Annotated in this window: 13 protein-coding genes; 8 read left to right on the plus strand and 5 right to left on the minus strand. The window is 38.4% G+C overall.

The genetic code is table 11. The features are described 5' to 3' along the window. Positions 1-164: 164 nt before the first annotated feature. The gene (locus ACFYKT_RS09830; RefSeq protein WP_389218958.1) at positions 165-929 is read left to right on the plus strand and encodes a DUF4931 domain-containing protein; all 765 of its coding nucleotides are present in this window, start codon (positions 165-167) and stop codon (positions 927-929) included. A 110-nt stretch (positions 930-1,039) separates the two neighbouring features. Next, positions 1,040-2,215, plus strand: coding sequence for an FtsW/RodA/SpoVE family cell cycle protein (locus ACFYKT_RS09835; protein ID WP_389218960.1), 1,176 nt, complete (start codon positions 1,040-1,042; stop codon positions 2,213-2,215). Positions 2,216-2,243: 28 nt separating this feature from the next. Here the strand turns inward: ACFYKT_RS09835 and ACFYKT_RS09840 are convergent, their stop codons facing one another. The 4 genes from ACFYKT_RS09840 to ACFYKT_RS09855 all read right to left on the minus strand — a co-directional run bounded on the left by ACFYKT_RS09840 (position 2,244) and on the right by ACFYKT_RS09855 (position 7,054). Further along, positions 2,244-3,317 (minus strand): Ger(x)C family spore germination protein, encoded by a 1,074-nt coding sequence (locus ACFYKT_RS09840; RefSeq protein ID WP_389218964.1) that lies wholly within the window; start codon positions 3,315-3,317, stop codon positions 2,244-2,246. Beyond that, on the minus strand, positions 3,314-4,405 hold the full coding sequence (locus tag ACFYKT_RS09845) for a GerAB/ArcD/ProY family transporter (protein ID WP_389218967.1): 1,092 nt from the start codon (positions 4,403-4,405) through the stop codon (positions 3,314-3,316). The genes ACFYKT_RS09840 and ACFYKT_RS09845 overlap by 4 nt, the downstream gene beginning before the upstream one ends. 9 nt (positions 4,406-4,414) lie before the next feature. Continuing rightward, positions 4,415-5,917: a spore germination protein gene (locus ACFYKT_RS09850; protein WP_389218969.1), complete on the minus strand. Its 1,503-nt coding sequence runs from the start codon at positions 5,915-5,917 to the stop codon at positions 4,415-4,417. A gap of 210 nt (positions 5,918-6,127) precedes the next feature. Further along, positions 6,128-7,054 carry an ABC transporter substrate-binding protein gene (locus tag ACFYKT_RS09855; RefSeq protein WP_389219190.1) on the minus strand — a complete coding sequence of 309 codons (927 nt, stop codon included), beginning with the start codon at positions 7,052-7,054 and terminating at the stop codon, positions 6,128-6,130. 225 nt (positions 7,055-7,279) lie between these two features. Here ACFYKT_RS09855 and ACFYKT_RS09860 point away from each other — a divergent pair, with 225 nt between their 5' ends. The 5 genes from ACFYKT_RS09860 (at position 7,280) to ACFYKT_RS09880 (ending at position 11,283) form a co-directional block, all read left to right on the plus strand. Continuing rightward, positions 7,280-8,281 carry a FecCD family ABC transporter permease gene (locus ACFYKT_RS09860; RefSeq protein WP_389218972.1) on the plus strand — a complete coding sequence of 334 codons (1,002 nt, stop codon included), beginning with the start codon at positions 7,280-7,282 and terminating at the stop codon, positions 8,279-8,281. Then, positions 8,281-9,336: a FecCD family ABC transporter permease gene (locus ACFYKT_RS09865; protein ID WP_389218975.1), complete on the plus strand. Its 1,056-nt coding sequence runs from the start codon at positions 8,281-8,283 to the stop codon at positions 9,334-9,336. The genes ACFYKT_RS09860 and ACFYKT_RS09865 overlap by 1 nt, the downstream gene beginning before the upstream one ends. A gap of 79 nt (positions 9,337-9,415) precedes the next feature. Then, positions 9,416-10,246: an ABC transporter ATP-binding protein gene (locus tag ACFYKT_RS09870; RefSeq protein ID WP_389218979.1), complete on the plus strand. Its 831-nt coding sequence runs from the start codon at positions 9,416-9,418 to the stop codon at positions 10,244-10,246. Then, positions 10,239-11,045 (plus strand): IucA/IucC family C-terminal-domain containing protein, encoded by an 807-nt coding sequence (locus ACFYKT_RS09875; protein WP_389218982.1) that lies wholly within the window; start codon positions 10,239-10,241, stop codon positions 11,043-11,045. The genes ACFYKT_RS09870 and ACFYKT_RS09875 overlap by 8 nt, the downstream gene beginning before the upstream one ends. Beyond that, the gene (locus ACFYKT_RS09880) at positions 11,038-11,283 is read left to right on the plus strand and encodes a DUF2573 family protein (protein ID WP_389218985.1); all 246 of its coding nucleotides are present in this window, start codon (positions 11,038-11,040) and stop codon (positions 11,281-11,283) included. Before ACFYKT_RS09875 ends, ACFYKT_RS09880 begins: the two co-directional genes overlap by 8 nt. 59 nt (positions 11,284-11,342) lie before the next feature. Here the strand turns inward: ACFYKT_RS09880 and ACFYKT_RS09885 are convergent, their stop codons facing one another. Next, positions 11,343-11,477 carry a YuzL family protein gene (locus ACFYKT_RS09885; protein ID WP_389218988.1) on the minus strand — a complete coding sequence of 45 codons (135 nt, stop codon included), beginning with the start codon at positions 11,475-11,477 and terminating at the stop codon, positions 11,343-11,345. 217 nt (positions 11,478-11,694) lie between these two features. Here ACFYKT_RS09885 and ACFYKT_RS09890 point away from each other — a divergent pair, with 217 nt between their 5' ends. Next, complete coding sequence (locus tag ACFYKT_RS09890; protein ID WP_389219192.1) at positions 11,695-14,076, plus strand: 3-hydroxyacyl-CoA dehydrogenase/enoyl-CoA hydratase family protein; 2,382 nt, start codon at positions 11,695-11,697, stop codon at positions 14,074-14,076. Positions 14,077-14,096 lie beyond the last annotated feature (20 nt).

The following is a 14,096-nucleotide window of genomic DNA, read 5'->3' on the forward strand; positions in this document are numbered from 1 at the left end:
ACCCCGCGGAAAGGGAGTACCTGGAGCGGAAATCAACTTGCACTCATTCATGTTAAATGCAACAATGCACGCGAATACAGTCAATTTAAATGCTTTCTTCTCGCCAATTCATATATGGTTTATTAAAATAGAGGCAGACAGATAGAAAAGCAGGTGTAAAGGAAATGACAAAAACGCATCTCTTATTTAATACCGGGATAGGCCAGCAGAAACCAAATAGTATCCGTAATAAAGAACTAAGCTGCCCTTTTTGCGACAGGGATCAGCTGAACGATATATTAGCAGTTGACGGTTCCATTATATTGTTGAAAAATAAATACCCTGTTTTAGAAAATACTTATCAAACAGTTCTGATTGAAACAGACCAATGTGATGGAGAACTATCCACTTATCCGGACGAGCATTTATTTAAGCTGATCCGCTTCGGTTTGACCCATTGGCTTGAGATGACGCAAACGGGTGAATTTCAATCGGTTATTTTCTTCAAAAATCATGGGCCGTTATCTGGTGGGACAATTGCCCATCCGCATATGCAAATAATAGGACTACAAGAAATCAATTATAAAGAGAAGGTTGAAGCACGTGACTTTGATGGGATCGTGATTGATGAGAAAAATGGCACAGTTTTTTCCATTTCAACCGCGCCGAGAGTAGGCTTTTATGAGTTTAATGTCAAATTGGCAGATATCATGGATATCACTGCATTTGCTAAATATATTCAGATTGCTGCTCATTATCTCTTACATGCCTTCCCGTTTAAATGCAGCAGTTATAATTTGTTCTTTTATGAGCTTGATGGTCACATATATGCAAAGATTATTCCTCGATTTATTACGACACCTTTATTCATCGGGTATTTTATCCCGCAAGTTCCAAATAATATGGAATGGATGAAAAGTGATATACAGGAGAAATACTTTAGAAAATGAATCTTGAGGAGTGGGAAAAGCAGCCAATTGCTTTTGAAAGTTGTGATTTTCGCTTGTAAAAAATATAATGGGAAATGAGTTGTTATTGCTTTGATTTAAGGGAGAATGATATGACATCAAATAAAACAACAACACCCCCAAGAGTGGATTTTAGTTTAGTATTAATCTTATTTTTATTATTCTTGGTAAGCTGTATTTCAATTTATAGTGCGCAGACGACTGGGCAATATAAGGAAAATTTCCTATTAAAGCAAATGGTCTGGTATATGGTTGGTACAGGTATTATTGCTGCAGTGATTACATTAGATTCTGACCAGCTAAAAAAAATAACTTGGTATGCTTATGGCTTTGGCCTATTTCTTCTTGGTTTTTTAATTGTTGCTCCAAGCAGTATCGCACCTGTTATCAATGGTGCAAAAGCATGGTATAGGGTGCCTGGTATGGGGTCCCTTCAGCCATCTGAGCTTGTGAAGGTTTTTATCATACTTGTGCTTGCGAAGGTAATCGATGATCATCATCAAAAAAATCGGATAAAAACCATACAGACTGATTTATGGCTGCTTCTGAAAATTGGGCTTTTTACGATGCTGCCGCTCTTACTTGTCATGCAGCAGCCTGATCTTGGGACAGGGCTGGTATTCATTGCAATCATGCTTGGAATGATTTTTATTTCCGGCATTACATGGAAGCTGCTTGCCCCTATTTTTGGGACAGGTATTACATTGATTTCTGTTATCTTCTATTTCGTCCTTTGGCAGCCTGAGATTCTAGAGAAATATTTAGGAGTGAAGGAGTATCAATTTGCCCGGATTTACTCTTGGATTGACCCATATAATTATCAGAGCTCAACAGGCTTTCAATTAACAAGATCGCTGCTTGCTATTGGTTCAGGAGAAACGAGTGGAAAAGGCTATGGAACAAGAGAAGTGTATCTGCCGGAGAGCCACACAGACTTTATCTTCAGTATCGTAGGTGAAGAGTTTGGTTTTATCGGTGCGAGTATACTAGTAAGCCTATTCTTCTTGCTCATTTATCATATTACTAAGGTTGGAATGGCAACGAAAAATAATTTCTATACGTATATTTGTGTAGGTGTAATTAGTATGATTACATTCCATGTTTTCCAGAATATCGGGATGACTATCGGCTTGCTGCCGATTACTGGTATCCCATTGCCGTTTATTAGTTATGGCGGCAGCTCTTTGATGGGAAATATGCTTGCGATGAGCTTAATCTTCTCGATTCACTATCACTATAAGAAATACATGTTTTCGAATAATGATTAAAGAGCGGTGCCCATTTTTGGGTCCGCTCTTATTCAATAACGCCCGTTTCATCAATTTTAACATTTACGTTTATTTTAAATGAAAGGTTTTTGTAGTGTTGATCCTTCCAGTTTTTAAGATGTGCATTGCCTCTGTAAGTTTGCTTATAAATGGAACCGAAACCGACAGGGTCTACTCCTTGTTCCTGAAATTGTTTAACTAACTCTAAACACTCTTTTTCTACCTTCTTTTCTAGCTCTTCTTTGATATCTTTTATAGTTTTTTCTGTCACCTTCTTGCCTGTATATTCTTGTACGACTCCTTTTATATCGATATGAATATCAACCTGTAGCGGATCTTTCTTTATATATTTTATTTTGTGCTTAGATCTGATACTCCTTACATATGCATGTGTACCATTATCCAATTTCACCAGAAAGAAGCCGTTGCTATATTTATCTGTTAGTAATTTAAAAAAGAACATCTTCTTTTTCGGGAGAATATCTATTTCTTTATCTTCATTAAAAATACTTATTCCACTTATTTCGACTCGATCTTTACTTAGTCTTTTTATTTCTGGCAGATAAGGATCTCTTCCTTCTGCATAATAGTCACGCAAAAAAATATGAAGATTTGTATCTGGTACGTCTCTTTCTTCAATGTTTTGTTCTATTAGATCACGAAGAAATGTTGCATTACCCCGTACTCCATATTCTCCTTCTAGAATTTCTAACGCGCTCCCAGAAGAGGTAACGAGATAATTTCTCGTACCGATGCTTGGATCTCGCTGTAATGCATCAATATACTCACTAATGCCTTTATCTGCGAGCTTGTCTCCAAAAATGGTGACCATTAGTCCTCCAACAACAATGGGTTCGGGGGATTGTTTCTGGATATCTGTTAGAAGACTTCTTCTTAAAATTCCAGTTGATGTAAATCGAATATTCTCAACTGCTTGGTCGGGCAAATAATTCTGGACTAAAACGGTAGCGATCAGCTTATTTTCCTCATATTCATCAATGGCTGCTGCCGATTGAATGTACACATCGTCGATAATCGACTTTGGAACACAGCCAGATAATAAAAATAATGCGATTAGGGATAAAGTAAAACGATAAATCATCTCTTTTTCACCTTCTTTACAATCAAGACCATTACAAGCAGTAAGGGAATATAGACAAAACTAAAGATAAACCCCATTTTTCCAGTAATATCATTTAATAAACCTACTTCTTCACGTGAATTAATAAAGTTAATGATGATTAAAGTGGCAATTGCAATAATAATTACCCCTTTTTTCTGATTGAGGTTAAAAGTCCTCTTTAACACTCGTGAAGAAATCCAAATCGCAATACAGATATTTGGCAGGATAACTAAACTCCAAGTAGCAATACCGATGTATTCAAACCGCTCAACAAAGGGCATCTCAACAATCTTCCATATTGTTAATGAGGCCCAGATGGATTTAGCTAGTTGATTGTCTGAAAAAAAGGAAATCGTCATAATCATAATGGAAGTATAGATAATGGTAGTGGCCAATATAGCAAAATGGGCCCACTTTTTAGATTTCTGCGGATTTTTAATAAAAGGATAAAAAAATAAAACAGTTTCAAATCCGATAAAGGTCAAAGACATATGATAAGAACCTAATAATATGTCTTTTAGTGTATGGTTCCAAATAGGTAATAGATGTCGAAAATCGGCGAATTGGAAACTGTATCCGAAAATAGGGAACAAATAGGAAGGGAGGACGATTCCAAAAAAGGCAATACCAACAACCGTCCGAAATCCTCCATAAACAATGTAAATGCAAAGGAGCATATAAGCTAAAGAAAACCAAAAAGTACTCATCGTTGGGAACATCCAAACTTGAATGACCTCAAGATAGGATCGTAATACAGTTAAAGATAGGACGAAATAGTAGGGAATAAATACAGAGCTTAAGATTTTGCCTACGATATTACCAGCTATATATTTATGTGCGGTTACAAGATCCCCGTCTACTGTTTCGCAAATTTTATAAATGATCCAAATGATAATATGCAAAGATCCCCCTGCAATTAGTACAGAAATCCAAGAGTCATTTCCTGCATCTTCAGCAATCAGACGTTGGTAGCCAAGAACGCCAATGCCGACTTGCATCGACATAATCATAAAAAATACTAAAAAGGGGGATATTTTTAGTCCTTCAGGGATTGGTTGTTCCTGCATTAATTTTGGTCACCTCCGATCTTCTTCATCGATATCCTTTTTGATTTTCGCCTTCTTCTTATCAAAACGAACTTGCTTTTCCGTTCTTAAAAGACTTGGACGCAATGACTGCATCCGAAAAGGAAGTCTAATAAATGAATCTTTCAAATCTGCTATCCTCGGTGGATAAATAGGCTCAAGAAAAGGCCTTCCAAGCGAGGTAAGACGTATTAGATGTGTAAACATGATACAGAAGCCAATGACAATCCCTAGTAATCCCCAAAGCTCAGCACAGAATATAAAAGGGAAGCGCAATAAGCGGATAGTATTGCCCATTTTATAGACAGGTGTTGTAAATGAAGCAAGTGCAGACAAGGCGACAATGATCAAAAGAATATTACTTGTCAGTCCTGCTTCAACAGATGCTGTTCCGATAACGATCCCGCCTACGATACCAATTGTCTGTCCGACCTTTGTCGGCAGTCTGGCTCCAGCCTCCCTTAAGAGTTCGATCGTGAGCTCAAGAAATAAGGCTTCAAGAATAGGAGGGAGCGGAATTTGTCTCCTTGATGCAACCAATGTTCCTAATAAATCTCTAGGAATCAATTCATAATGATAGGAAAGTACAGCAACATAAACGGGTGTAACAAGAATAGAGAACAATACCGCGCCGACTCGAATCAACCTGAAAAAGGAAGATAGTATGTAATTTAAAAAGTAATCCTCAAATGAACTAAAGAATTCGATTAGAGTCGTTGGTGTAATGAGAACATGCGGTGAACCATCGACGACAATGGCGATTTTCCCCTCAGCCAATATCCCAGCAACGCGATCAGGTCTTTCTGTATCTAATAATTGCGGAAAAGGCGAGTTGGAGTTATCACAAATAAGCTGCACAATATAGGAACTATCTGTAATGGCATCAAATTCTACTTCCTTTAAACGCTGCTTTACTGTGTTAACGTTCTCCTGGTTTGTTATTCCATCCATATACAGTACAGCGATTCTTGTCTTGGACAGACTGCCAAGGATAAATTCCTCGATAACAAGCTCTTTAACGGGTAATCGTTTTCTAATTAAATTTAAATTTTGCCCGATAGCCTCAACAAATGCTTCCTTCGGCCCAATGACAGAGAATTCAATCTCAGGAGGGGAGACAGATCGTCCCATTTGCTTTTGTGTAGCGATGAACACAAACTGATTCTGATTAGGCTCAATGCTTAGCATGATATAGCCGTGAAGTAATTTTTGCTCGATTATGGTTTGATCACTAGAAATTTCTACATCGGCTGATGGAATAATCTTTTTTACATCTTGAATGGTCTGTAATTCACCTTCTAATAAATAGGGAAGGACACCCTCTTGAATGATCTGTTCATCAACCAAGGTAGTCATGAAAGTCAAGTGAAAATGAATATTACTTTTTTGATTAACATAAGAAGCGTTTGTAAAATCCATTGACTTTTCAAATGTCTTTTTCCAGTCACCTGTAAATATTTCTTCTTCATTTTTCTTTTTTATCCATTTTCTCATTAAGTAATCACCGGCAGTTTTGACATTACGCTTATTGTTACCGTAATTGGAATTCTTATGAATCAAAGCCAAAAAAGTGGAGCCCTTTTCACAGAACCTATTGAAAAACAGCAATTTATTAGAAAAGGAGCCTAATTAAATCAAATGATGATTAAGAGGGAGAACCAGAAGAACCCCCGCATGTTCTGCGGGGGTTCTTGGGGTAATTTCTTATTTTAGAAAGAATTTTTCAATGTCATCGAGCATTAGGTTAGCAGCCTTTACACCACCGGCAGTATTCCAGATGATGTCATCTACTTTTTGGATGTTGCCTTCTTTAACAACATTTAAATTTTTGAATAATGGGTCCTCAATCCATTCCTTCTCAAGATTGCTTGCTTCACCATCACCCGTTTCGTAAGTAAAGTAGAAAAGTACGTCTCCCTCCATAGCCGGGATTCGTTCCTTCGTTGCATTTTTTTCTGCAAAGTCATCAACATTTTGACTTTCAGGACGGGCAAAGCCGATTTGGTCTAGTATCACGCCAGAAAAGGTATCTTTATGGTAGATTCGGACATCTCCAGCCATAAAACGGACCATAGATATTTTTTGATTCACTTTATCTCCTAGTTTCTCTTTTAAATCTGCAATCCGCTGACTATAGTCATCAATGACCTTTTGTCCATCTTCTGCCTTATTTAATGCTTTTGCATACAGCTCGAAATTTTCTTGCCAATTTCCACGTAATGTTTCTGCGAACACAGTTGGAGCAATTTTGCTTAGCTGTTCATAAATTTTTTCCTGACGCATTTTATTGCCAATAATTAAATCCGGCTGAAGACCTGCTATTGCCTCTACATTCACTTCACTCTCTGTACCAACAACCTGAACATCTGTTAATTCATCAGCAATATGCGGGTACCATGGGTCACCTGTCCATGATTGAACAGCTCCGACTGGTTTTATACCAAGAGCTAGAAGTGCCTCTGTTCCCTCATTTGTTAAAATAACCACTTTCTTTGGCGTATCTTTAATTATAGTTGAACCCATTGCATGTTCAACTGTGTAGCCTGAATCTCCAGCTGTATTTTTATCGGTGCTCTTTTCTGCTTTCTCTTCATTATTATTGCCACATGCTGCTAATAAGAATATGCCCATAATGGAAATAATAGCGACTAAAAATTTAATATTCTTCAATGTTTTGACCTCCAATAGATTATACCAATGATAATGATTTTCAATTACTAATTTATCATAATTTCACTTTGCAAATATGTCAATCTTTAATTGAAAATGATTTTCAGACTCATTGACATGTAGTTTTCCTTTTAATAGACTTGAGAAAGGGAAAATATTTATATTTTAGATTGGAACGGTTCCGCTATGATATTAAAATCAAATTTGCAAAAATGGAGCGGCTTATTGTTTGCTGTGATCCTCTTATTATTTTTAATGTGTGTAAGTATTGTGTATGGGTATACAGATACAACCTGGAAGATGGCGATTGATGCATTTACAGCCTTTGATGGGTCAAATGAACATCTCATCATCCAATCGGTTAGGCTGCCTCGATCGCTTATTGCTGCTGCAGTTGGAGCAAGCCTTGCAATTGCAGGTGTCTTATTACAAACAATAACGAAAAATCCACTGGCAGCACCTGAGATTTTTGGAATAAATGCAGGTGCAGGATTTGCGGTTGTCGTGACGGTTACCCTTTTTTCTTTGAGCAATCTTCAGATTTTCACATGGATTTCTTTCCTTGGGGCAGCTGTTTCTTTCGTTCTCGTTTATATTATTGGTTCCATTGGCAGAGATGGACTAACCCCGATGAAACTTACATTAGCTGGAGCAGCTATGAGTGCTATGTTTGCATCAATGACACAGGGATTTCTTGTCATTAATGAAACGGCTCTTGAACAGGTTCTCTTCTGGCTCGCCGGTTCTGTATCTGGACGAAAGCTGGAAACGCTTCTTTCTGTCCTTCCATACTTAATAGCCGGATGGGGCTTAGCTCTGCTTATTTCTAATAAGCTAAATGTCCTATCAATGGGTGAGGATGTAGCAAAGGGGCTGGGATTAAAGACTGGCATGCTGAAGATATGGTCTGGTGTGATTATTGTCCTTTTATCTGGAGGAGCAGTAGCCGTAGCAGGTCCAATTGCTTTTATAGGAATTGTCATCCCGCATCTAACGCGTGCTGTTGTAGGAATTGACCATCGCTGGGTGATTCCATTTTCAGCTCTCTTTGGCGGAATGCTGCTTCTTATAGCTGACACCGCTTCTCGGTTTATTATTATGCCGCAGGAAGTGCCGGTTGGTGTAATGACGGCTGTTATCGGAACTCCCTTTTTTGTATATATCGCAAGAAAGGGGTTCAATAAATAATGAGGAAGTATCAAAATTTTCGTATTTTCAAAGAGAAAGTTTCATTTTTAGTTGATCGAAAAGCATTAGTTGCTGTTATCTTATTATTACTCGTTATGGCTGGAGTATTCATCCTTAGTACAGGAACTGGCGAGATGAAAATTAGCCCGTTAAATGTAGTGAAAGTCTTCTTTGGAGGCGGGACTGATATGGAACAGCTTGTTGTCCAAACTTTCCGTTTACCAAGAATTATCGTTTCTTTAATGGTAGGAATCGGGCTAGCAGTTGCAGGCGGAATTCTTCAAGGAATTATCCGGAATCCGCTCGCTTCTCCAGATATTTTAGGGATAACAGGCGGGGCATCTGTTGCAGTTGTTGCCTTTTTAGCCATTTTTAGTGATGAAAGCAACGCGTTAACAGTGAGTATTCAATGGCTTCCAGTTGCGGCTTTTGCTGGAGCGACTGTTGTTGCTTTTCTTGTTTACTTCCTTTCTTGGAAGGATGGCGTTTCACCGATTCGTTTAGTTTTGATAGGAATTGGCATTTACAGCTTAATGAAAGCATTGACGACACTTATGATGCTTCTAGGTCCAATCTATCAAGCAAGTCAAGCGAATATTTGGATTACAGGAACGGTATACGGATCAAACTGGAGTAATGTAGTTATATTAGTTCCGTGGATATTAGTATTATGTGTTGTGGCATTCATATTAGCTAGAAATATAAATATCCAGGAACTTGGTGACGATATAGCTACTGGAGTAGGAAGTAATGTTCAACGATATAGATTCCTCCTTCTAATGGTTAGCACCGCTTTAATCGGTGGTTCAGTCGCATTTGCTGGAGGAATTGGCTTTGTTGGCTTAATGGCACCCCATATGGCAAGAAGGCTTGTTGGCTCCTCTTTTGGTGCATTGCTTCCTGCCTCAGCATTAATCGGCGGGATCCTTGTTATGATTGCTGATTTGATCGGGCGCACCCTATTTTCGCCGCTTGAAATTCCGGCTGGAGTATTTACAGCCAGCATAGGTGCACCATACTTTATTTACTTGCTTTTTAAAACAAGAAATGGGTAGCAATAATTTTGGTTGAACGATGAACTACTAGATAAAATAGAAACTAAAATAGGAAACTGCAAAAAGGAGAGGGCAGACGATGACGGCAAACCAAGCGATTTCAACAAAACAATTGACACTGTCATATGGGGATACCACAATCATAAATGAGCTTGATTTGGAAATTCCTAAAGGGGAAATCACTGTTTTTATCGGTGGAAATGGCTGCGGAAAATCAACTTTACTCCGCTCAATTGCTCGCCTCCTTAAGCCAAAATCAGGTGCAGTGTTATTGGATGGGGAAGCAATTGCAAAGCTATCGACTAAAGATGTAGCAAGAAAAATGGCGATCCTTCCACAATCACCTTCTGCACCAGAAGGATTAACAGTTCTTCAGCTTGTAAAACAGGGAAGATATCCTTATCAAACATGCCTGAAACAATGGACATCTGAAGATGAAGAAAAGGTGAACGATGCATTAGAAGCAACAGGGCTTATGAACTTAAAAGATAGGGCTGTAGATTCTCTTTCAGGCGGACAGCGGCAGCGAGCTTGGATCGCGATGACGCTTGCTCAAGATACAGATACAATTCTTCTTGATGAACCGACAACCTATTTGGATATGACTCATCAAATTGAAATTCTTGATTTATTGTTTGAGCTAAATGAAAAAGAGCAAAGAACGATTGTGATGGTGCTGCATGATTTAAATCTAGCCTGCCGCTACGCACATAATATTGTTGCGATTAAAGATCAAAAAATTTATGCTCAAGGAAAGCCAGAGGTTGTGATTAATTGTAGTTTAGTAAAAAATGTGTTTGAAATGGAATGTGAGGTCACGATTGATCCTCTATTTGGTACACCACTATGTATCCCTTATGGGAAGGGGCGCTGTATTTTAAAACAGGAAGGGCTTTCTAGGAATGGATAATATACTTTCCGACTATCAGATAGGTGAACTAAAGCCGTTTCGTGTAACGTCTAATAAAATAAATTCAACACTTTCTGTACAAATAGAACAATTACTTGACGAACATTCAATGAGAGAATATATGAAAATGCTCGGCAAACATCTTGGTGCTGCAAATGATAAAGTGACTGCATCTATATTTATAAAACGATACGCCTTCCTAGCAGTTGCCTATTTATATACAATGACATTAAAAAATGGCAAGCTTTCAATTGCCTTTGAAAATGTGTCGCTTGAAACAGATGAACAAGACGAATTATGGCTGCCGAATTTTTACTTTAATAACTTTCATATTGAAACATCAAAAGATAATCGAGAAAAATGGCGAGAAGCATGTGTGAATAACTTATTCAACAACCATCTATATCCACTTTTAGATTGCCTTTCAAGAGTAACGAAAGTATCCAAATTAATACTATGGGAAAATATTGCCGTTTACGTTTTTTGGCTATATGAAACCATTTTACAAAAAGAAGGTTTAACTGCGGATGTTATTTGTCGTTCGAAGGAAGACTTTCAATATCTTCTTTTTCAGGCTCCAGGTTCGTTATTTGGCGGTTATAACGAAAATCCGTTAAAGAGGTATTATAATGAGCGTATTTATATAGAAGCATATGAAAAAGAGGTAAGACCAAGAAATACTTGCTGTTATTCTTACTTAACAAGCTCGAAGAAACGCTGTATATCATGCCCGCAGGTTTGTGCAGCATTTCCGCTTGTTAATGAAATGCAAAGCAGGGAGGCTCAATCGGATGAATGAAGAATTGAAGGCACAAATGGATGGATTGTTAGAGAAGTATTCAGAGTTGCTGTTTGGTGAAACGAGTCAGGAACTGAAGGAACAAGTTCAAGCATGGGTTCTTTATTCTCATATCGCTAAATCCATGCCTCCGCTCGTTCAGCATTGGAACAGTACATATCCCGATGCAAAAGAAGAAGTCAAAAAGCTGATCGCAGAAATTAAAACGCGAAATGAAGAATACAGAAAGAAAAAATAATTTAGTTGCCATAATAAAAGCCGTTTCCAATCAAGGGAACGGCTTTTATTATAGGTACTTCATTGCTTCTTATACTGATTATTTTGGCTATTTACTTTTCCGCCGCCATCGGCTTCAACTGTTGGGCCTGCATCCCCTTTCACACTAGCCGCACTGACGCCGCCTTTGGAAGGATTCTTTTTTCTTCTTGCCATCGATTCTTCACCTCCATTTATAGGGTATCCAAATATAGAAAAACAACTGTAAGATAATTATTTTTTAAAAATTTCCTAATTTCAGTTAGGAAGTTATTGCGTAAATTTTTTAAATATTTTATAGTTATAGATAACGAGACTTATTTATGTAATTTTTTTTGACATAAAAATGAATGAGTATTCATTCAAAAGGGATTAAAAGGGGGAAAAGAAGTTGATCCAACAAATTAAGAAAGCAGCTGTTCTTGGATCTGGAGTCATGGGATCAGGCATTGCCGCTCATCTAGCAAACATTGGAATTCCAACCTTATTACTGGATATCGTACCGCGTGAATTAACAGATGCGGAAAAAGAAAAGGGATTAACCCTTGAAGATAAAGTCGTTCGCAATCGCATAAGTGAATCGGGTAAACAGAAGCTCTTGAAGCAAAAGCCAGCTCCGCTGACTTCTAAAAAGAATATTGCATTAATTGAAGCTGGAAATTTTGATGATGATATGGAACGCCTGAAAGATGTGGATTGGGTCATTGAGGTTGTTGTTGAAAATCTTGCTGTTAAGAAACAGGTATTTGAAAAGGTAGATCAATATCGTAAACAAGGCAGTATTATTAGCTCCAATACATCAGGTATTTCAGTTGAAGCAATGGCAGAAGGCCGTTCAGAAGATTTCCAGAAACATTTTCTAGGAACACACTTCTTCAACCCGCCGCGTTATTTAAAACTGTTAGAGGTTATTCCGACAAAGAATACGGACCCCGTTATTCTAAGCTTCATGAAACAATTTGGAGAAGATGTGTTAGGCAAAGGCGTTGTTGAAGCGAAGGATACACCTAACTTTATAGCGAACCGTATCGGTACGTATGGACTGCTAATCACCGTTCAAGAAATGCTTAAGGGCGGGTATAGTGTCGGAGAAGTAGATTCGGTAACAGGTCCGATGATCGGCAGACCGAAAAGTGCTACCTTCAGAACGCTTGATGTCGTAGGTCTTGATACGTTTGCACATGTGGCGAAAAATGTATATGAGCAGGTTGAAGGAAAAGAAAAGACCGTCTTTGAAGTACCAGAGTTCATGAAGGCAATGCTTGATAAAGGCTGGTTAGGAAGCAAATCCGGCCAAGGTTTCTTTTTGAAAAAAGGGAAAGAAATATTGGAACTAGATCCTGTGAATTTGGAATATGGGCCACGGAAAAAGTTGAAAACAGCAGCTACAGAGCTAAGCAAGCAAGAAAAAGGTACGGCAAACAAAATGAAAGCGCTTGTTTATGCAGATGATCGTGCAGGCCATTTATTATGGAATATATTAAGTCCTGCACTCATTTATTCCGCACAATTGCTAGGCATGATTGCCGATGACATTGTCGCTGTTGACCGTGCAATGAGATGGGGATTCGGATGGGAGCTTGGACCATTTGAGACTTGGGATGCGATCGGTCTGGAGAAATCATTGAAGAAAATGGAGGAAGCTGGCGAAGAAGTACCTGTTTGGGTGAAAGAAATGCTCGAAAAAGGCTTCACTTCTTTCTACAAAGAAGAGGAAGGCAATCTCTATTACTATCACAATGGAGAATATAAATTAATCGAAGAGAACCCGAAGGCAATCAATCTAAAGCGTTTGAAAAAACAAAAGGGTGTTATTAAAAAGAACAGTGGCGCAAGCTTGGTTGATCTTGGCGATGGCGTAGCACTTCTTGAATTCCATTCGAAGAGCAACGCGATTGGTCTTGATATCCTTCAAATGATCAATTTTGCCATTGATGAAGTGGAGAAGAACTTTAAAGGGCTTGTTATCGGCAATCAGGGGAAGAACTTCAGTGTTGGTGCTAATCTTGCAATGATTCTTATGGAAGCTCAGGATGATAATATTTATGAACTCGATATGGTCGTTCGCCACTTCCAGCAAGCGATGACAAAAATCAAATATAGTTCAAAGCCAGTCGTTGCTGCTCCATTTGGGATGACACTTGGCGGCGGTTCAGAGGTTTGTCTGCCGACTGCGCATATACAAGCATCCAGTGAAACCTATATGGGCCTTGTTGAAGTAGGTGTTGGTCTCATTCCTGGCGGTGGAGGAAATAAGGAGCTTTATATTAAGCATCTTAACTCGATGCCAAATGGTGTAGAATTTGACCTTCAAAAAGTAGCAAACAAAGTATTTGAATCTGTGGCGATGGCGAAGGTTTCCACATCTGGAGAAGAAGCGCGCGATAATAACTTCTTAAACTTTGCTGATGGAATAAGTATAAATGGAGATCATCAGCTTTATGATGCGAAGCAGGCAGTTCTCTCGTTATATGAAAAAGGATATACGCCTCCAGTTCGTAAGAAGGTACCAGTTGTTGGTGAAACAGGTTATGCCACTTTGCTTCTAGGTGCACAAGCAATGATGTACTCAGGTTTTATTTCTGAACATGACCTAAAAATCGCGAAGAAACTTGCATATGTGATTGCAGGTGGAAAAGTACCATATGGAACAGAAGTGGATGAGCAATACTTGCTAGATTTGGAGAGAGAAGCATTCTTAAGCCTTGTTGCTGATCCGAAATCACAGCAGCGCATGCAGCATATGCTATTAAAAGGAAAGCCATTGCGTAATTAATAGATTGCTAGAATTCATAG

Origin of the sequence: Cytobacillus mangrovibacter (assembly GCF_042865275.1) — a bacterium.
In the GTDB taxonomy this organism is placed as follows: Bacteria; Bacillota; Bacilli; order Bacillales; family Cytobacillaceae; genus Cytobacillus; species Cytobacillus mangrovibacter.